The sequence below is a fragment of the Pseudomonas putida genome (genome assembly GCF_005080685.1).
GTDB classification, from domain to species: domain Bacteria; phylum Pseudomonadota; class Gammaproteobacteria; order Pseudomonadales; family Pseudomonadaceae; genus Aquipseudomonas; species Aquipseudomonas putida_V.
This window is the reverse complement of sequence record NZ_CP039371.1, coordinates 2088349-2106173: the sequence shown is the minus strand read 5'-3', so window position 1 is coordinate 2106173 and position 17825 is coordinate 2088349. Positions and strand designations below refer to the sequence as shown.

Here is a 17825-nt window from a genome sequence, read left to right as displayed (position 1 = left end):
TTTTATTGCCGTGTTAAACCGGTGTGACACAAACGAAGAGGCCTGCGCAAGGCAGGCCCCAGGTACCGCGTTTAACCTTTACTGCAGTTCGGCCGGAATGCTCGACACCATCGGCTCGCTGCCCTGGTTATTGGCGGGCACGGCGATCTCCACGGGCATGCCATCTTCAGCGGCAACCACATTGCGAACCATGTCCCAGTTCATGCGTAGGTTATTGGCGAGATCTTCACGCTTGAGCAGCGCATTGATCACTGCCGTATGCTTGTCGACCACCGACGGATTGCCGTGATCATCGAGCGGAGTATGGGCTTCGAGGTAGACCTTGCCACCACTCACACCGAACTTGTACGGCTCGTTGATGATACGCACCGAAGTGCCCACCGGGACCATCTGGGACAACGCCAGCACGTTGTTGTTGAGCATACGGAAGCAACCATGACTGGTGCGCATGCCGATGCCGAACTTCTTGTTCGAACCGTGGATCAGGTAACCCGGCACACCCAAGGTGAACTTGAACGGCCCCAGCGGGTTGTCAGGCCCGGCCGGCACCACCGCAGGCAGGATGTCACCATCTGCCGCATGCTCGGCACGAATGGAGGCCGGCGGCGTCCAGGTCGGGTTTGGCGTCTTGGCGGTGATCTTGGTCAGGGCGATCGGCGACCCCCAGCCTTCACGACCGATGCCCAGGGGGAAGGTATAAACCTTGCTCTCCCCTTTGGGGTAGTAGTACAGGCGGTACTCGGCGAGGTTGATGACGATACCCTCGCGCGGCCCCGGCGGCAGGATGTAGCGGGTCGGCAGGATGATCTCGGTACCGGCGCCCGGCAGCCACGGGTCGACACCCGGGTTGGCGGCGATCATTTCCAGGTAACCGAGGTCGTTGGCCGTGCCGATGTCGGCGAAGGTGTCCTCGTACTTGGCCTTGATGACCTGCACCTGGCCAACCACGTCTTCACCGGGCGGCGGCAAGGGCAGCTCCAGCGCAGCAGCAGGGCCCGCTACCAGCAGAGCGGCCAGGGACAGGCATCGGGTGACGGCAGGAAAGCGCGGCAACATCCGGTAAATCCTTCGAAAGATGAGTCAAGACAGTCGATTGTACACCCGCCCCGATACAAGCGGGAGGCATTGGCGGCGTGCAAGCGTTTCAGTTGATGAAAGGTGCCTCGGAACGCTCTAGAGCTGCGGCCACACCGGGCGCATGCCGCACCGCTGGGCCTCGAGGATCGCCCGGCACAGCGGACACAGGCGGCCATCCCGGTAGATCGAGCGTGCCACCCCCGACCAGCGCGGTTGCGCCGGCAGCAGCCCGCCACACAACGTGCGGTCGGCCGGCACGCCCAGTTCGAGCTGACGCGCCACCAGATGGACGCGGATTTCCTGGCAGGCGAACAGGTCGAGCTGCTCATCGGGCTCGATCAGTTGATAGGCATACAAGGACCAGGCAGGGCGCGGCATTGGGGGCTCTCGAAACGGGGGGCGCAACATTAGCCGAAAGCCGCCCCCGTTTAAAGCGTCAGAGCAAGGGTTTTATCGCCGGCCAGGCATTTTCCAGCAAGCGCTGCTGCGCCCCCTGCGCCGGATGGATGCCATCGGCCTGCATCATCCCCGGGTCGCCACCCACACCCTCAAGGAAAAACGGCACCAGCGACACCTGTTTTTCCGCCGCCAGTTGCTCATAGACCTCGGCGAAGGCCGTGGTGTAGCGCACGCCGTAGTTCGGCGGCAGGCGCATGCCCAGCAGCAGTACCTTGGCACCGGCCTGGCGCGAACTGTCGATCATCGAGGCAAGATTTTGTTGCAATTGCGCCGGCGACTGCCCGCGCAGGCCATCGTTGCCACCCAACTCCAGTACCACCACGCTGGGTTTGTGTGCCGCAAGCAGCGCCGCCAGCCGCGTGCGGCCACCGGCACTGGTGTCGCCACTGATCGAGGCATTGACCACACGATCGTCGAAACCTTCGTCCTTGAGCCGTGTCTGCAACAAAGACACCCACCCCTGGCGGGTATCCAGGCCAAAACCGGCGCTGATACTATCGCCGACAACCAGCAACGTTCCCGCCGCCGCGCTCTGGGCCAGGCAATACAGGGCCAGACCGGCACTCAACCACCACACTCGCATCGGATTCTCCATGGGCCCCAGCATTCTCGTTGCGCAGAACCTTAGCAAAGTGGTCCCCAGCGTGGAAGGCGACCTGACCATCCTCCACGCCCTGTCCCTCGACTTGGCCGAGGGCGACAGCCTGGCCATCGTCGGCGCCTCTGGCTCGGGCAAGTCGACCTTGCTCGGCCTGCTCGCCGGGCTCGACCGCCCCAGCGCCGGCAAGGTGATCCTCGCCGGCCACGACCTGGGGCCGCTCGATGAGGACCAACGCGCCCGGGTGCGGGCCGAGCACGTCGGCTTCGTATTCCAGTCCTTCCAGCTGCTCGACAGCCTCAACGCCCTGGAAAACGTCATGCTGCCGCTGGAGCTCGACGGCCGCCGCGATGCCCGCGAGCACGCCCGCACCCTGCTCGAGCGGGTCGGCCTGGGCAAGCGCCTGAGCCATACCCCGCGCCAGCTCTCAGGCGGTGAACAGCAACGCGTGGCGATCGCCCGCGCCTTTGCCGCCCAACCTTCGGTACTGTTCGCCGACGAACCCACCGGCAACCTCGACAGCCACACCGGCGAGCGCATCAGCGACCTGTTGTTCGAACTGAACAAGGAGCGCGGCACCACCTTGGTACTGGTCACCCACGACGAGCGCCTGGCGCGTCGCTGCCGACGGCTCATTCGCCTGGAAGCCGGGCACATGGTCGCCCCGGTGCCGGCATCATGACCCGCATGCCACTGACTCGCCTGTGCGGCCTGGCGCTGCGCCAACTGCTGCGCGACACCCGCGCCAGCGAGGTGCGCGTGCTGTTCTTCGCCCTGCTGGTGGCCGTGGCCGCGAGCACGGCAATCGGTTACTTCGGCGCCCGCCTCAATGGCGCCATGCAGATGCGCGCCAGCGAATTCCTCGGTGCCGACCTGGTGCTGCAAGGCACCTCACCGGCCCGCCAAGCGCAGATCGCCGACGGCCTCGGCCTGGGCCTGAAGCACGCGCAGGTGGTGGAGTTCACCAGCGTGGTTGGCAGCGATGCCGGCATCCAGCTGTCCAGCGTCAAGGCGGCCGACGTGGCCTATCCATTGCGCGGCCAGATTCGCAGCGCCGCCGCACCCTACGGCGAGGAAACCCCCGGCGGCGGCCCCGCACCCGGCGAGGCCTGGGTCGAGCCGCGCCTGCTGGCAGCCTTGGGCCTGGCGATCGGCGACAGCATCGACGTCGGCTCGCGCACCCTGCGCATGAGCCGGGTGCTGACCTACGAGCCAGATCGCGCCAACAACTTCTATAGCCTCACCCCGCGGGTGATGATCAACCTCGCCGACCTCGAGGCGACCGGGGTCATCCAGCCAGGCAGCCGGGTCACCTACCGCGACCTGTGGCGCGGCAACGCCGAAGCACTGGCGGCCTATCGACAATCGGTGGAAAAGGACCTGGCCGCCAACCAGCGCCTGCGCGACACCCGCGACGGCAACCGGCAGATCGGCGGCGCCCTGGGCAAGGCCGAGCGCTACCTGAACATGGCCAGCCTGGTGGCAGTACTGCTGGCCGGCGTGGCCGTGGCCCTGTCGGCCAGCCGCTACGCCGCGCGACGCCTGGATGCCAGCGCCCTGCTGCGCTGCCTGGGCCTGTCCCGGCGCGAGGCACTGGGGCTGTATTGCGTGCAACTGGCGGCATTGGGCCTGGCCGCCGCACTCGCCGGCGCCCTGCTCGGCTGGCTGGCACAGCTCGGGCTGTTCCGCCTGCTGCACGGCCTGCTGCCGAACGTGGTCCCCCCCGGCGGGATCGCGCCGGCACTGGCCGGAATCGGTACCGGGCTGGTGGCCCTGGCCGGTTTCGCCCTGCCGCCGCTGGCCGCCCTGGGCAAGGTCCCGCCACTTCGCGTGCTGCGCCGCGACCTGCTGCCGGTACCACCCAGCAGTTGGCTGATCTACGGCGCCGCCCTGTTCGCCCTGGGCCTGATCATGTGGCGCCTGAGCCTCGACCTGTTACTGACCTTCGCCCTGCTCGGCGGCGGCCTGGTCGCCGCACTGCTGCTCGGCGGCCTGCTGCTGCTCGGCCTGCGCAGCCTGCGACGCCTGCTGGCCGGCGCACCGCTGGCCTGGCGCCTGGGCCTTGGGCAACTGCTGCGCCACCCCACCGCTGCCGCCGGCCAGGCCCTGGCCTTCGGCCTGATCCTCCTGGCGATGGCGCTCGTGGCCCTGCTGCGCGCCGAGCTGCTCGATACCTGGCAGGCCCAGCTACCCAAGGACGCACCCAACCATTTCGCCCTGAACATCCTCCCCGACGACCGCGCGCCCTTCGCCCAGCACCTGCGCGAGGTCAACGCCTCCTCCGCACCGCTGTACCCAGTCACTCCGGGACGACTCATCCAGATCAACGAACAACCCGTGCAGCAGATCGTCAGCAAGGACTCGGCAGGAGAACGCGCCGTGCAACGCGACCTGAGCCTGACGTGGGCTGCCGACCTGCCCGCCGGCAACAGCCTGACCGCCGGCCAATGGTGGCAGGGCGCACCTGCCAAGCAACCAGTGCCCGGCGTTTCGGTGGAAGCGGAACTGGCCAGCAGCCTGAAACTGCAACTGGGCGACCTGTTGACCTTCGACATCGGCGGCGAGCAACACCAGGCCCGCGTCACCAGCCTGCGCAGCGTGCATTGGGACAGCTTCCAGCCCAACTTCTACATGATCTTCCAGCCCGGCACCCTGCAAGGCTTGCCGACCACCTACCTGACCAGCTTCTACCTGGCGCCGGGGCACGACCTTGACGTGGTCGCCTTGTCCCGCGCCTTCCCGGCGGTAACCATCCTCCAGGTCGACGCATTGCTCGACCAGCTGCGCAGCATCCTCGCCCAGGTCACCCTGGCCGTCGAGTACGTACTGCTGTTCGTGCTCGCGGCGGGCCTGGCAGTGTTGTTCGCCGGGCTGCAGGCCACCCTCGACGAGCGCATCCGCCAAGGCGCCCTGCTGCGCGCGCTAGGCGCGGCAAGGCCATTGCTGGTAAAGGCCCGTCGCATAGAGTTCGGCCTGCTGGGCGCGGCCAGCGGCTTCCTGGCAGCGCTAGGCTGCGAGCTGATCACACTGGTGCTCTATCGTCATGCCTTCGACCTGGCCTGGAGCCCGCACCCCTGGTTGCTGGTGCTTCCGGTGGCAGGTGCTCTACTGGTCGGAGGTGCCGGGGTCCTGGGCACTCGCCGAGCCCTCAATGCCAGCCCGCTGACCGTGCTGCGCGAAGGCTGACGGGGCTTGCGAGTGGCAGATTCCGCGCCATTCGCCAACGCCTGGAAATTCGAGAACGCCTTTCTCCATTCGGAATGAGCACTCAGTCGTGCTTACTTGCCGGCACCTGCGGAAACAGCGAGCGACTAATGAACCGGGCCGCCTCGTGCAGGCTGGCGCCGATCCGCTCCAGATCGGCGCGCTCATGCTGGGCACTGATGCCGATGGCGGAAATGACGAAGCGCGGCTGGCGATCGTGATCGGTGACCGCACTGGCGACCATGCTCACGCCCCGGTACAGATGATCCCGATCCATGGCCCAGCCAAGCTCCAGGGCACCGATGGCATCATCACGGAACGCCTCGAAACTCGGCGGCTGCTCCCAGCGCACCCGAGTCAGGCGGCGACGTAGCTCGTCGTCCGGCAAGCGGCGCAGGCCGGCGATGCAGCGCCCGGCGGCTCCCACCAATTCCGGCAGGCGCGAACCGATGGCGACGTTGACGTGCGCCACAGGAGGCGCGGACACGGCGATCACGCGGATGTGCGCATCGTCGGTAACCTGCCACAAGGTAATCAGGATCTGGTGCGCCATGCTCAGCCGCTCCAGTTCCGGCTGGATCAGGTCGGCGTAGCTGCGACCAATGAAGCTGACCGCCAGCTCCGACAAACCCAATCCCAGACGATAGGTCTTGGCCTCGTTGTCGAACGAGGTCAATTGCTCGTTGCTCAGCGTGCGCAGGATATTGAAGGTGGTGCTCGGGCTGATGCCGGTGGCGCGGGCGATCGCAGCCACGCCCTCGGCCCCTTCGGCATTGGCCAGATGACGAAGAATCTGGATGGCGTTCACGACTGCGCCGACATCTTTGCCATTGGCGCGCTTGGCTTGGGACTCATCGACGGTTTTCTCGGTTTTCATATTCAGTATTCTGATTGACATTCAGTATTTGGAATGTATTCTAACCCTGCGATGCCCGCAACCGCTATCGGTTCGGCAGGCGGAGCATCGGCGACAACGCACTGTGCAACAAAGCAGAACAACAACAAAGGAGAAACCTCATGCTGGATTTCCCCGACCAGAGCACGCCAGGTCCCGAGGCACAGTACCTCGCGTTTCTCGGCCAAGGTCGTTTCATGTTGCAGCGCAGCGCCTCCACTGGCCAGCACGTGTTCTACCCCCGCACCCAGGTGCCCGGCAGCGGCGAGACCGACCTCGAGTGGGTACCGGCCAGTGGCATGGGGACTCTCTATGCCCTCACCGTCAACCGCGCCCGCGGCGGTGATCACAATATCGCCCTGGTCGACCTCGACGAAGGCGTACGCATGATGTCGCGTATAGAAGGCCACCTGAGTCTCCCCCTCGGCACCCGCCTCAAGGCGCGCATCGTCGACCAGGATGGCAGCCCGGTCGTGGTCTTCGACCCAGCAACGGAGGTGCAACCATGAACCAGGCCCTGCGCGGCAAAACCGCGATCGTCGGCATTGGCAGTGCCGGTATCGGCGAAGCCCCCGGCTACAGTGCCATGGAGCTGCTTGGCCAGGCCTCGCTCAAGGCCATCGCCGATGCCGGGTTGAAGCTGTCCGACATCGATGCGGTATTTGCCGCCACCAGTTCCCACGCCTTCCCTACCCTGTCGGTCTGCGAATACCTGGGCATCAAGCCGAAATTCGTCGACGGCACCAACATCGGCGGCTCCAGCTTCGAGCTGCACCTGCTGCAGGCCACGCTGGCCCTGCAAGCCGGACTGTGCGATGCCGCACTGATCTGCTACGGCTCCAACCAACGCACTGCCGGCGGCAAACTGGTATCGATGAGCGAGCCGCAGTGGCACGAAACGCCGTACCGCCCCCGTCACCCGATCACCGCCTATGGCCTGGCTGCCAGCCGCCACATGCATCAGTACGGCACCACTCGCGAACACCTGGCCGAAGTGGCCGTGGCCGCCCGCGGCTGGGCCAACCTCAACCCCGAAGCCTTCGCCCGCGGCCCGCTGAGCCTCGATGACGTCTTGTCGGCACGCATGGTCAGCGACCCGCTGAGCAAGGCCGACTGCTGCCTGGTTACCGATGGCGCCGGCGCCTGCGTGGTGGTCCGCGCCGACCGGGCACGCGATCTGCCCAACGCACCGGTGTACTTCCTCGGTGCCGCCGGGGCGCAGTGGCACCGCTCCATCGCCGCGATGCCCGACCTGACCGTCACCGCGGCCTCCGAAAGTGGCCCACGCGCCATGCAGATGGCCGGCGTAACGCATGCCGACATCGACCTGGTGATGCTCTATGACGCGTTCACCATCAATACCATCCTGTTCCTCGAAGACCTCGGTTTCTGCCCCAAGGGCGAAGGCGGTCGCTTCGTCCAGGGCGGGCGCATCGCCCCCGGCGGCGAGCTGGCGGTGAACACCAACGGCGGCGGGCTTTCCTGCGTACACCCGGGCATGTACGGCATGTTCCTGATCATCGAGTCGGTCACCCAACTGCGTCGCCAGGCCGGTGAGCGTCAGCTGAACAAGGCCGACGTGGCCCTGTTGCATGGTAATGGCGGCACCTTGTCGAGCCAGGTCACGGCACTGCTCGGCACCCAGTCCGCACTTTGAAGTCCGCGTAGCACACCCGGCGGCCCACTCGGCCCGCCGTGGATGCGCTCGCCCTCGCGCCGGGCGAATGGCCCGGCACACGCCAACGGTTCAGGTGGAACATCATGTCAGTGAGTCACTTGCAACACGCACCCTTCTCCAGCCTCACCCCCCTGGTGCAACCGAACTCGGTCGCCGTGGTCGGCGCCTCCAGCGACCCCCACCGCATCGGCGGGCGCCCCATCGCCTACATGCTGCGCAATGGTTTTGCCGGGCGCATCCTCCCGGTCAATCCCACCCGCAGCGAGATCCAGGGGCTGCCAGCCTTCGCCAGCGTCGAGGCATTGCCCGAGGCGCCCGACGTGGCCATCGTTGCAGTGCCGGCACCGCAGGTGCTGGAAACCATCCAGGCGCTGGGCCGCAAGGGTGCACGCAGCGCCATCGTGTTCTCCTCGGGCTTCAGCGAAGTCGGCGAGGAAGGCGTGGCCATGCAGGATGCCATCGTCGAGGCCGCCCGCGCCGCCAACATGCGCCTGCTCGGGCCCAACGCCCTGGGCGTGTTCAACGCCAATCTCGGCTACTACGCGTTCTTTTCCACCAGCCTCGAGCGCGGCACCCCGCTGCCCGGCCGGGTCGGTATCGCCACCCAGTCCGGCGCCTACGGTGCGCACCTGCTCGGCCTGTCGCGCCAACGCGGGCTGGGCACGCCGATCTGCATCGCCACCGGCAACGAGGCCGACGTCACCCTGGGCGACAGCATCGGCTGGCTGGTGGAGTCGCCGGATGTCGACGTGGTCATGGCCTACGCCGAATCCATCCGCAACGTCGACAGCTTCCTCGCGGCCCTGGAGGCCGCCCACCGCGCCGGCAAGCCGGTAATCCTGCACAAGGTCGGGCGCAGCGAACTGGGCGGGCGCGCGGCGATGTCGCACACTGCCTCGCTGGCCGGCGACGACAAGGTGCTCGACGCCGTGCTCGCCGATTACGCGGTCATCCGCGCACGCACCACCGAAGAGCTGGTGGACATCGCCTACCTGGCCACCCAGCGCCTCTATCCGGTCAACAACAGCCTGGGCATGATCACGGTCAGCGGGGGTGCCGGAATCATCGTCAGCGACGCCGCCGAAGAAGTCGGCCTGCCCATGCCGCCGATGCCCGAGGCCGCCCAGCAACGCCTAAAGCAGCGCCTGTCGTACGCCTCGCCGATGAACCCGGTGGACTGCACCGCCCAGGCGCTCAACGACCTGAGCCTGGTGCACGATTTCACCGAATCGATGGTGGTCGACGGTGGCTACCGTTCGCTGGTCGCCTTCTTCACCCAGGCCGGCACCGCCGCCTCCATCGGCCCGCGCCTGGCCGAGCAGTTCAGCCGGATCAAGGCCGACCACCCGGACCGCCTGTTCGTGGTTTCGGTGATGGGCGAAGGCGAGGAACTGGACCCCTACCAAAAAGCCGGCTTCGCCCTGTTCGAGGACCCGACCCGCGCCGTGCACGCCATCAATGCCATGGGCAAGCTGGGCGAGGCGTTTGCCCGACCACTGCGCAAACGCCCGGTGGCCAGCGGCGTCGAGCTGCCGGCGCGCACGCCTGGCGAGGCCGAGGCCAAGCAACTGCTGGCGCGTGCCGGCATCGAGTCGGCGCCCGAGCAGGTGCTGCGCAGCCCTGAGGAGGCCGCCGCCTTCGCCGAGCGTATCGGCTTCCCGGTGGTACTGAAGATCGCCTCGGCAGACATCCTGCACAAATCCGAAATCGGCGGTGTGCTGCTCAACGTCGACAGCGCCCAGGCCGTGCGCGATGGCTTTGCCCTGCTGCAGCGCCGCGCTGCCGAGCATGCCCCCGAGGCGCGGATCGACGGCGTACTGGTGGCGCGCCAGCTGCAGGGTGGCGTGGAGTGCTTCATGGGCATCCAGCGCGATCCGCAGTTCGGTCCGGTGGCCGTGTTCGGCCTCGGCGGCATCTTCGTCGAAGTCCTCAAGGACGTGGTGTTCCGCCGCTGCCCGTTCGGTGTCGAGGAGGCCGAGCAGATGATTCGCAGCATCAAGGGTGCCCCGCTGCTGCTGGGCGCCCGTGGTCGCCCGGTCACCGATATCCCGGCCTTGGCCAAAGTGCTCTCGCAACTCTCGCAATTCGCCGCAGCGGCTGGCCCACGCCTGCGCTCGGTGGACCTCAACCCGGTCTTCGCCATGCCCGAGGGGCAAGGTGCTTGGGCCGCCGATGCGGTACTGGAAGTCGAGGAGATGGATCATGGCACTGAATCCTGAGCACCTGCTGAACTACCCGATCCCTGAAGTGCGACAGCGCTTCAGCCGTCACGACAGCGCCTTCTATGCACTGTCGGTGGGGCTGGGCGCCGACCCCATGGACGAGCACCAACTGACCTTCGTCGATGCCAACCGCGACCTCCAGACGCTGCCTTGCATGGCAGTGGTCCTCGGCCATCCGGGCTTCTGGCTGGGCCACCCGGACACCGGCATCGATGCACTGCGCCTGGTGCATGGTGAACAGAGCATCGAATGGCGCCAGCCGCTGCCTGTGGAAGGCGAAGTGATTGGCCGCACGCGGGTCACCGGTCTGGTCGACAAGGGCCCCGGCAAGGGTGCCCTGCTGTACAGCGAGAAGGTCGTCACCGATGCCGCCAGCGGCGAAGTGCTGGCCATCACCCGCAGCACCACGTTCCTGCGTGGCGATGGCGGATTCGGCGGCGACAGCCAATCCCTCAGCCAGCCGCACCGCCTGCCAGAGTCCGCGCCCGACCTGGTGATCGATCTGCCGACCCGCCCTGAACAGGCCCTGCAGTATCGCCTCAACGGCGATGACAACCCGATCCACGCCAGCCCCGCGGCGGCAGCGCGTGGCGGTTTCGCGCGGCCGATCCTGCATGGCCTGTGCACCCTCGGGGTGGCCTTCCATGCACTGCTGCGCGGGGTAGCCGACTACCGAGCCGAACGCTTCGCGCATCTGCAGGTGCGGTTTTCCGCCCCGGTGTTCCCAGGCGAGACCCTGCGCACCGAGATCTGGAACGACGGCTCCTTCCGTACCCGCGTGGTCGAGCGGGATGTGGTGGTGCTGGACAACGGACGCGTGCGCCTGACCCCGGAGAGCGCCGAAGTGGTCTAGCGAACGCCTCAACCTCTTAACTTGCGAGAACAACAACAATGAACGCATCCGACAGCTTGGCCCAGAGCGCCGCCCTACCCCGGCGGACCCTGGTGATCGCATTCCTGTTCTGCTTCCTCGGCCTGCTCGCCGACGGCGCCGACCTGATGTTTCTAGCCTATAGCTTGAACAGCCTGAAGGCCGAGTTCGGCCTGAGCAACTTCGAGGCGGGCTCGCTGGGCAGCATCACCCTGGCCGGCATGGCCATCGGCGGTATCTATGGTGGCTGGGCCTGCGACCGCTTCGGCCGGGTGCGGGTAGTGACCTGGACCATCCTGGTGTTTTCCGCAGGCACCGCCCTACTGGGCCTGGCGCACAACTACTGGGCTTTCGCGGTGGTGCGCTTCATCTCATCGCTGGGGCTGGGTTCGCTGTTCGTGGCCTGCAACATCCTGATGTCCGAGTTCGTCACCGCCAAGTACCGCACCACCATCCTGGCCACCATGCAGGCCGGCTGGACGGTGGGCTACCTGGTGGCGACAGTGTTGGCCGGGCAGATCATCCCCGAGCACGGCTGGCGGGTGCTGTTCTTCACCGCCGTGGGCGCAGGCCTGCTGTGCCTGGCCTTGCGCCCCTGGGTGCCGGAATCGCCTTCCTGGCTCGCCGCCCGCGCCCAGCGCGCCCAGCAGGTCCGCCAGGCTGCCACCAGCGGCCAGCCGCCCAAGGTCGCCAGCGGCGGGCTGCGCCAGCTGCTGGTGGATGCACAGACGCGCCGGATGTTCACATTGTGGAGTCTCACCTCGTGCTTTCTGCTGTTCGGCTACTACGGCACCAACAACTGGATGCCGTCGTACCTGGAAAGCGAGCTGGGTATGAACTTCAAGTCCATGACCGGCTACATGGTGGGCACCTACACCGCGATGATTCTCGGCAAGGTGGTCGCGGGCCTGGCCTCCGACAGCTTCGGCCGCCGCGCCACCTTCGCCGCCGGGGCCATCGGCACTGCGCTGTTCATGCCGGTGATCGTGTTCTGGCACACCCCCGACAACATCCTCTGGATCCTCACCCTGTTCGGCTTCATCTACGGCGTGCCAGTGGGCGTGCTCGCCACCTACATGACCGAAAGCTTCTCCACCCAGGTACGCGGCGCTGCCGTGGGCACCGCCTACAACCTCGGGCGCATCGGCGCGGCAGTGGCACCGGCGGCCATCGGCCTACTGGCCACCCACGTGTCGATCGGCGCCGGCTTCCTGGTCATGGGCATCACCTACGTCATCACCGGCCTGATCCCGGCGCTGGCCATACCCAACCGCCTCTACGACCCCAACCAGGAAGCCCGCAGCGCCAAGCCCGCCCAGGGCACGACGCATGCCACCGCCCGGCCACTGGGCAAGCCAGCCACCGAGGAGGGCCTGGGATGAACGACATCACCTGCGCGCCCAACAGCGAAGAGATGGAGATTTTCCCCAGTGGTCGCTCCACCTTCCAGGAGTTCATCGGCCTGGAACGCTGGGTGGATGGCGACAGCGCCCGGGTGCGCCTGCGCCACCGGCCAGAACTGATGAACTACAACGACACCTTTCACGGCGGCGTGCTGATGAGCGTGCTCGACGCCGCCATGGCCGGCGCCATCCGCGCTGCGGTGCCGGGCTGCTCGATGGTCACCATCGACATGGCCACCCACTTCATGGGGCCACCCGCGGCGAGCTCAACGCCGTCGGCAAGGTGCTACGGCGCACCCGCACCCTGTGCTTCTGCACCGCGCAGATCTTCGACCAGGGCGGCGAACTGATCGCCAGCGCCACTGGCAGTTTCAAATACCGGCCCGCGGCGGCCGGAGCTGTTCAACCGACACGGGAATGACGACATGACAGAACACGCTGAACTGGCTGCAGAACGCGAAGAGCGCCTGCGCATGATTCGCGACAGCGCAGCCTCCCTGGTGCCTCGCGACGGTGACCTGGGCCGGGTCCGCCGCCTGCGCTTCCAGGCACCCGGGATCGACCGCGACGCCTGGGCCGAAGTCTGCGCCATGGGCTGGCCCGGCCTGCGCCTGACCGAGGACGAAGGCGGCAGCGGCCTGGGCATGGCCGAGTACGCAGCTTTGCTGGAGGAACTCGGCCGCGGCCTGCTGCCCGAGCCACTGATCGAGGCGAGCCTGGTGGCGCCACTGCTACCTGCTGCCGAGCGTGACGCGTTGCTGGCGGGCGAGCGCTTGATCCTGCCGGCCGGCATCGACTACCAAAGCGCCACCCTGCCGGTGCTGCGCGATGGCCAGTTGCACGGCGAAGTCGCCCATGTGGCACTGGGCGCGGTCGCCGACGCCTGGCTGGTGGCGTGCGACCAAGGCCTGGCCCTGGTGCGCCGCAACGCCGATGGCCTGACCGTGCAACAAGAGCCGACCCAGGACGGCGGCCACCTGGCACGCCTGAGCTTTGCCGGCACGCCGGCTGAGCCCGTCGCCAGCAAACCAGCCGCGCTCGACGAGGCCGCCCTGGCCAGCGCCGCCTACCTGGTTGGACTGATGGACGCAGCCTTCGAGCAGACCCGCGAATACCTGGGTGTACGCCGCCAGTTCGGCCGCGAGATCGGCAGCTTCCAATCGCTGCAACACCGCATGGTCGACCTCAAGCTGCAGATCGAGCTGGCCCGGGCCATCGTCGGCGAAGCGGCCACCGCCCTGGATGCCCGCGCCCCAGCGGCACGCGTGAAGCGCCTGGTGTCCACCGCCAAGGTGCGTGCAGCGCAAGCGGCCATGCTGGTGACCCGCCAGGCGATCCAACTGCATGGCGGCATCGGCTACACCGACGAGGCCGACATTGGCCTGTTCCTGCGCCGCGCCATGGTGCTGCTCAACCGCCATGGCTCGCTGGCCTTCCACCGCGAACGTTACATCGACCTGCTGCACGCGGAGGTGGCCTGATGAGCGAAATGCTGATCCAGCAAACCCAGGGCTCGGTGCGTCTGCTGCGCTTGAACAACCCGGCCCGACGCAACGCGCTGTCGCCTGTCGTGCGCGCCGAGCTGCTCGTGGCGCTGAAGCTGGCCGAGGACGACCCGGCCATTCGCAGCGTGGTGATAACCGGCTCCAACGAGGTGTTCTGTGCCGGAGGCGACCTCAGCGACATGCACGTCACCGACCTGAATGCCGGCCGTCTGCGCATGCAGAAGAACGCCGACCTGATACGGCAGATGCTGCGCATGAGCAAGCCGCTGATTGCCGCCATCGAAGGCTGGGCGGTGGGTGCCGGGCTATCCCTGGCGCTTGCCTGCGACAGCCTGGTGTGTGGTGCCACGGCGCGCTTCGCGGCGGGCTTCGGCAAGGTCGGGCTGCTCGCGGACCTGGGCCAGTTGCACACCCTGCCGGCACGCATCGGCATCGGCCGGGCGCGCCAGGTGCTGATGTTCGGCCAGGTGATCGAGGCCGAGGAAGCCCTGCGCATCGGCCTGGTCGATCAGCTCTGCGCTGCCGGCGATGCGCAGGGCACGGCCCTGGCGCTGGCGGCGCGGGTCGAGCAGCAGGCACCACTGCCGCTGGCAATGACCAAGGCGCTGCTGGCCGACGGCCTGGAGCTGCTGCTCGAACGCGAGGGCGATTTCCAGAGCCAGTTGTTCCTCAGCGCCGATCACGCCGAAGGCAAAGCGGCCTTCCTCGACAAGCGCTCCCCTTCTTTCAAAGGACAATGACATGACCGACTACAACGCCTTGGGCGATGAAGAATTCCGCCAACTGGTGCGCGAGTGGGTCGCCGCCAACTACCCGCAGCACATCCGCAACCCGGCCCACCGCCTGGGCCGCGTTGAGACCTGGGAGTGGTACCAGGCGCTGTCGCGCCAGGGCTGGCTGTGCCCCGGCTGGCCAGCGGAGCATGGCGGCATGGGCCTGAGCGCCGGCAAGCAGTTGATCATGATGGAGGAAATGGAAGACTACGGCTGCGCGCGGTTGCCCGACAGCGGCATCACCATGCTCGGCCCCCTGCTGATCCGCTACGGCAGCGACGCCCAGCGCGAGCGTTTCCTGCCGCGCATCCTCAGCGGCGAGGACATCTGGTGTCAGGGCTACAGCGAGCCCAACGCCGGCTCCGACCTGGCCAGCCTGCGCACCGAGGCGGTACTGCAAGATGGCGAATGGGTGATCAACGGCCAGAAGACCTGGACCACCATGGGCAGCGAAGCCAACTGGATCTTCGTGCTCGCCCGCACCGAACGCAGCGCCAAGCCGCAACAGGGCATCAGTTTCCTGCTGGTACCAATGGACACCCCAGGTGTCGAGGTGCGGCCGATCCTCAACCTGGAACTGCAAGGCGAATTCTGCGAGGTGTTCTTCAACGACGTGCGCGTGCCCCAGGCCAACCTGGTCGGCGCGGTCAACCAGGGCTGGGGCATGGCCAAGGCGCTGCTGGGCTTCGAGCGGATCTTCCTCGGCTCGCCCAAGCAGGCCACCTTCGCCCTCGAGCGCCTGGTGCGCCTGGCCCGGCACCAGGGCCTGTGGCGTGACCCGGTGTTCGCCCAGCGCTTCGCCGCATTGAGCATGGACCTGGACTGTCACAAGGCGCTTTACGAACGCTTCGCCGAGCGCCTGCGCCGTGGCGAGGAACTGGGCCCGGACGTTTCGATGCTCAAGGTCTACCAGTCCGAGTTGTACCAGCGCATCAGCGAGCTGGGCCTGGAGATCGCCGGCGCCGACTCGGCCTTGCTGCACCCGTTCAGCGACGACGCCGAACTGCACCCGGCAGGCATCTTCATCCAGTCGCGGCCCACCACCATCTACGGCGGCACCAACGAGATCCAGCGCAACATCCTGGCCAAGGCCGTGCTCGGCCTGCCGAATTGAACCCTGCGCAAGCGCTGTGCAAACCGAATTCTGAATGAGGAACGAGCAATGACCCAACGACTCAACGAAGGCAAGGTAGCGATCGTCACCGGCGCAGGCGGCGGCATCGGCCGCGAGATCGCCCTGGCCCTGGCCGACAGCGGCGCACGGGTACTGATCAACGATATCGGCGTATCGCTGCAAGGCGACGGTGGTTCGGCGTCGCCTGCCGAGGAAACCCTTGGCCTGATCCGCCAACGCGGCGGCGACGGCGCCATCAACACCGACAGCGTGTCGGACTGGGACAGCGCCCGGCGCATCGTCTCCAGTGCCCTCGATGCGTTTGGCCGCGTCGACATCGTGGTCAACAACGCCGGCATCCTGCGCGATGCGATCTTCCACAAGATGAGCGCCGAGGACTGGCTGTCGGTGATCAACGTGCACCTCAATGGCAGCTTCTTCGTCAGCCGCGCCGCCGCCGAGCACTTCCGCGCGCAGAACAGCGGCGCCTTCGTGCACATGACCAGCACCTCGGGGCTGATCGGCAACTTCGGCCAGGCCAACTATTCGGCGGCCAAGCTGGGCATCGTCGCCCTGAGCAAGTCCATCGCCCTCGACATGCAGCGCTACAACGTGCGCTCCAACTGCATCGCGCCGTTCGCCTGGAGCCGCATGACCGACTCGATCCCGGCCGATACCCCGGAGCAGAAGGCGCGGGTGGAGAAACTCCAGCGCATGACCCCGGACAAGAACGCGCCGCTGGCGGTGTACCTGGCCTCCGATGCCGCCCGCGAGGTCAACGGCCAGGTGTTCGCCGCACGCAATCACGAGCTGTTCCTGATGAGCCAGAGTCGCCCCCTGCGCAGCGTGCACAGCGAAAACGGCTGGACCCCGCAGGCCATCGCCGAGCACGGCATGCCGGCGCTGCGCAGCAGCTTCATGGACCTGGCGCGCAGCCCGGACGTGTTCTCCTGGGACCCACTCTGAGCCTGCGGAGGACAGACCATGTTCAAGACCCGATTCACCGAACTGTTCGCGGTCGAGCACCCGATCATGCAAGGCGGCATGCAGTGGGTGGGGCGTGCCGAAATGGCCGCGGCGGTAGCCAACGCTGGTGGCCTGGCCACGCTCTCGGCGCTGACCCAACCCACGCCCCAGGCGCTGGCCGATGAGATCGCGCGCTGCCGCGAACTGACCGACCAGCCCTTCGGCGTCAACCTGACGCTGCTGCCGACGCAAAAGCCGATCCCCTACGCCGAGTACCGCGCGGCGATCATCGAAAGCGGCATCCGGGTGGTCGAGACCGCTGGCAACAACCCCGGCGAGCACATCGCCGCGTTTCGCCAGCACGGGGTCAAGGTGATCCACAAGTGCACCAGCGTGCGCCATGCGCTCAAGGCCGAACAGCTGGGGGTCGACGCCGTGTCCGTCGATGGCTTCGAATGCGCCGGGCACCCGGGCGAGGACGACATCCCGGGGCTGGTGCTGCTGCCTGCCGCGGCCAACCAACTGAGCGTGCCGATCATCGCCTCGGGAGGCTTCGCCGATGGGCGCGGACTGGTTGCCGCACTGGCGCTGGGCGCCGATGCGATCAACATGGGCACGCGCTTTCTCAGCACCCGCGAATGCCCGATCCAGCCACAGGTCAAGGCGGCCATCCGCGCCGCCGACGAGCGCTCCACCGACCTTATCATGCGCACGCTGCGCAACAGCGTACGCGTGGCACGCAATGCGGTGAGCCAGGAGGTGCTAAGCATCGAGGCACGCGGCAATGCCACCTATGCCGACCTCGCTCCCCTGGTCAGCGGCGTACGCGGGCGCACCGTCTACGAACAGGGCGATACCGACCTGGGCATCTGGTCGGTAGGCATGGTCCAGGGCCTGATCGACGACGAACCCAGCTGTGAAGAACTGCTGCGCGGCATCGTCGAGCAGGCCCGCGACCTGGTGCGCCAGCGCCTGGAGGGCATGCTCGGCGACTGACCCCTTCTGCGGCGTCACAGGAGCGGCGCCGCCTTCACCACACCTGACGAAGAGCACAACAACA

At 67.1% G+C, this 17825-nt stretch carries 16 protein-coding genes and 1 pseudogene; 13 read left to right on the top strand and 4 right to left on the bottom strand.

Annotated elements, in window-relative coordinates:
• Positions 1–78 precede the first annotated feature (78 nt).
• From E6B08_RS09770 to E6B08_RS09760, 3 genes are all read right to left on the bottom strand, one after another.
• A complete protein-coding gene (locus tag E6B08_RS09770) occupies positions 79–1056 on the bottom strand; it encodes a L,D-transpeptidase family protein (protein ID WP_136913815.1) in 978 nt (325 codons plus the stop codon).
• Positions 1057–1173: 117 nt separating this feature from the next.
• Entirely contained in the window at positions 1174–1455 is a 282-nt protein-coding gene (locus E6B08_RS09765) for a hypothetical protein (RefSeq protein WP_136913814.1), read from the bottom strand.
• Positions 1456–1513: 58 nt separating this feature from the next.
• On the bottom strand, positions 1514–2119 hold the full coding sequence (locus tag E6B08_RS09760) for an arylesterase (protein ID WP_136913813.1): 606 nt from the start codon (positions 2117–2119) through the stop codon (positions 1514–1516).
• A gap of 10 nt (positions 2120–2129) precedes the next feature.
• Here E6B08_RS09760 and E6B08_RS09755 point away from each other — a divergent pair, with 10 nt between their 5' ends.
• Positions 2130–2816 carry an ABC transporter ATP-binding protein gene (locus E6B08_RS09755; RefSeq protein ID WP_136913812.1) on the top strand — a complete coding sequence of 229 codons (687 nt, stop codon included), beginning with the start codon at positions 2130–2132 and terminating at the stop codon, positions 2814–2816.
• Positions 2813–5320 (top strand): ABC transporter permease, encoded by a 2508-nt coding sequence (locus tag E6B08_RS09750; RefSeq protein ID WP_136913811.1) that lies wholly within the window; start codon positions 2813–2815, stop codon positions 5318–5320. The genes E6B08_RS09755 and E6B08_RS09750 overlap by 4 nt, the downstream gene beginning before the upstream one ends.
• 82 nt (positions 5321–5402) lie before the next feature.
• Here E6B08_RS09750 and E6B08_RS09745 read toward each other — a convergent pair whose 3' ends face one another.
• On the bottom strand, positions 5403–6215 hold the full coding sequence (locus E6B08_RS09745) for an IclR family transcriptional regulator (RefSeq protein ID WP_136913810.1): 813 nt from the start codon (positions 6213–6215) through the stop codon (positions 5403–5405).
• A 140-nt stretch (positions 6216–6355) separates the two neighbouring features.
• On the opposite strand from E6B08_RS09745, the gene E6B08_RS09740 reads away from it, so the two are divergent.
• From E6B08_RS09740 to E6B08_RS09690, 11 genes and pseudogenes are all read left to right on the top strand, one after another.
• Positions 6356–6742 (top strand): Zn-ribbon domain-containing OB-fold protein, encoded by a 387-nt coding sequence (locus E6B08_RS09740; protein ID WP_136913809.1) that lies wholly within the window; start codon positions 6356–6358, stop codon positions 6740–6742.
• Positions 6739–7890: a thiolase gene (locus tag E6B08_RS09735; protein WP_136913808.1), complete on the top strand. Its 1152-nt coding sequence runs from the start codon at positions 6739–6741 to the stop codon at positions 7888–7890. The genes E6B08_RS09740 and E6B08_RS09735 overlap by 4 nt, the downstream gene beginning before the upstream one ends.
• A 104-nt stretch (positions 7891–7994) precedes the next feature.
• On the top strand, positions 7995–10130 hold the full coding sequence (locus E6B08_RS09730) for an acetate--CoA ligase family protein (protein WP_136913807.1): 2136 nt from the start codon (positions 7995–7997) through the stop codon (positions 10128–10130).
• The gene (locus tag E6B08_RS09725; protein WP_136913806.1) at positions 10114–10986 is read left to right on the top strand and encodes a MaoC/PaaZ C-terminal domain-containing protein; all 873 of its coding nucleotides are present in this window, start codon (positions 10114–10116) and stop codon (positions 10984–10986) included. The genes E6B08_RS09730 and E6B08_RS09725 overlap by 17 nt, the downstream gene beginning before the upstream one ends.
• Positions 10987–11024: 38 nt before the next feature.
• On the top strand, positions 11025–12386 hold the full coding sequence (locus tag E6B08_RS09720) for an MFS transporter (protein ID WP_136913805.1): 1362 nt from the start codon (positions 11025–11027) through the stop codon (positions 12384–12386).
• Between the two features lie 32 nt (positions 12387–12418).
• A pseudogene (locus E6B08_RS09715) lies at positions 12419–12828 on the top strand (PaaI family thioesterase).
• Between the two features lie 4 nt (positions 12829–12832).
• Positions 12833–13888 (top strand): acyl-CoA dehydrogenase family protein, encoded by a 1056-nt coding sequence (locus tag E6B08_RS09710; protein ID WP_136913804.1) that lies wholly within the window; start codon positions 12833–12835, stop codon positions 13886–13888.
• 8 nt (positions 13889–13896) lie between these two features.
• Positions 13897–14652 (top strand): enoyl-CoA hydratase/isomerase family protein, encoded by a 756-nt coding sequence (locus E6B08_RS09705; RefSeq protein ID WP_238349348.1) that lies wholly within the window; start codon positions 13897–13899, stop codon positions 14650–14652.
• A 1-nt stretch (position 14653) separates the two neighbouring features.
• Entirely contained in the window at positions 14654–15799 is a 1146-nt protein-coding gene (locus E6B08_RS09700; RefSeq protein ID WP_136913802.1) for an acyl-CoA dehydrogenase family protein, read from the top strand.
• 48 nt (positions 15800–15847) lie between these two features.
• Positions 15848–16765: an SDR family NAD(P)-dependent oxidoreductase gene (locus tag E6B08_RS09695; protein ID WP_136913801.1), complete on the top strand. Its 918-nt coding sequence runs from the start codon at positions 15848–15850 to the stop codon at positions 16763–16765.
• A gap of 18 nt (positions 16766–16783) precedes the next feature.
• On the top strand, positions 16784–17761 hold the full coding sequence (locus E6B08_RS09690; protein ID WP_136913800.1) for an NADH:ubiquinone reductase: 978 nt from the start codon (positions 16784–16786) through the stop codon (positions 17759–17761).
• Positions 17762–17825: the final 64 nt, after the last annotated feature.

Excerpts from the sequence above, each read along its gene's own strand:
- E6B08_RS09750 (WP_136913811.1), top strand. The coding sequence starts at position 2,813 with ATGACCCGCATGCCACTGACTCGCCTGTGCGGCCTGGCGCTGCGCCAA.
- E6B08_RS09770 (WP_136913815.1), bottom strand. The coding sequence starts at position 1,056 with ATGTTGCCGCGCTTTCCTGCCGTCACCCGATGCCTGTCCCTGGCCGCT.
- E6B08_RS09730 (WP_136913807.1), top strand. The coding sequence starts at position 7,995 with ATGTCAGTGAGTCACTTGCAACACGCACCCTTCTCCAGCCTCACCCCC.
- E6B08_RS09755 (WP_136913812.1), top strand. The coding sequence starts at position 2,130 with ATGGGCCCCAGCATTCTCGTTGCGCAGAACCTTAGCAAAGTGGTCCCC.
- E6B08_RS09740 (WP_136913809.1), top strand. The coding sequence starts at position 6,356 with ATGCTGGATTTCCCCGACCAGAGCACGCCAGGTCCCGAGGCACAGTAC.
- E6B08_RS09725 (WP_136913806.1), top strand. The coding sequence starts at position 10,114 with ATGGCACTGAATCCTGAGCACCTGCTGAACTACCCGATCCCTGAAGTG.
- E6B08_RS09720 (WP_136913805.1), top strand. The coding sequence starts at position 11,025 with ATGAACGCATCCGACAGCTTGGCCCAGAGCGCCGCCCTACCCCGGCGG.
- E6B08_RS09710 (WP_136913804.1), top strand. The coding sequence starts at position 12,833 with ATGACAGAACACGCTGAACTGGCTGCAGAACGCGAAGAGCGCCTGCGC.
- E6B08_RS09760 (WP_136913813.1), bottom strand. The coding sequence starts at position 2,119 with ATGCGAGTGTGGTGGTTGAGTGCCGGTCTGGCCCTGTATTGCCTGGCC.
- E6B08_RS09700 (WP_136913802.1), top strand. The coding sequence starts at position 14,654 with ATGACCGACTACAACGCCTTGGGCGATGAAGAATTCCGCCAACTGGTG.
- E6B08_RS09745 (WP_136913810.1), bottom strand. The coding sequence starts at position 6,215 with ATGAAAACCGAGAAAACCGTCGATGAGTCCCAAGCCAAGCGCGCCAAT.
- E6B08_RS09765 (WP_136913814.1), bottom strand. The coding sequence starts at position 1,455 with ATGCCGCGCCCTGCCTGGTCCTTGTATGCCTATCAACTGATCGAGCCC.
- E6B08_RS09735 (WP_136913808.1), top strand. The coding sequence starts at position 6,739 with ATGAACCAGGCCCTGCGCGGCAAAACCGCGATCGTCGGCATTGGCAGT.
- E6B08_RS09690 (WP_136913800.1), top strand. The coding sequence starts at position 16,784 with ATGTTCAAGACCCGATTCACCGAACTGTTCGCGGTCGAGCACCCGATC.
- E6B08_RS09705 (WP_238349348.1), top strand. The coding sequence starts at position 13,897 with ATGCTGATCCAGCAAACCCAGGGCTCGGTGCGTCTGCTGCGCTTGAAC.
- E6B08_RS09695 (WP_136913801.1), top strand. The coding sequence starts at position 15,848 with ATGACCCAACGACTCAACGAAGGCAAGGTAGCGATCGTCACCGGCGCA.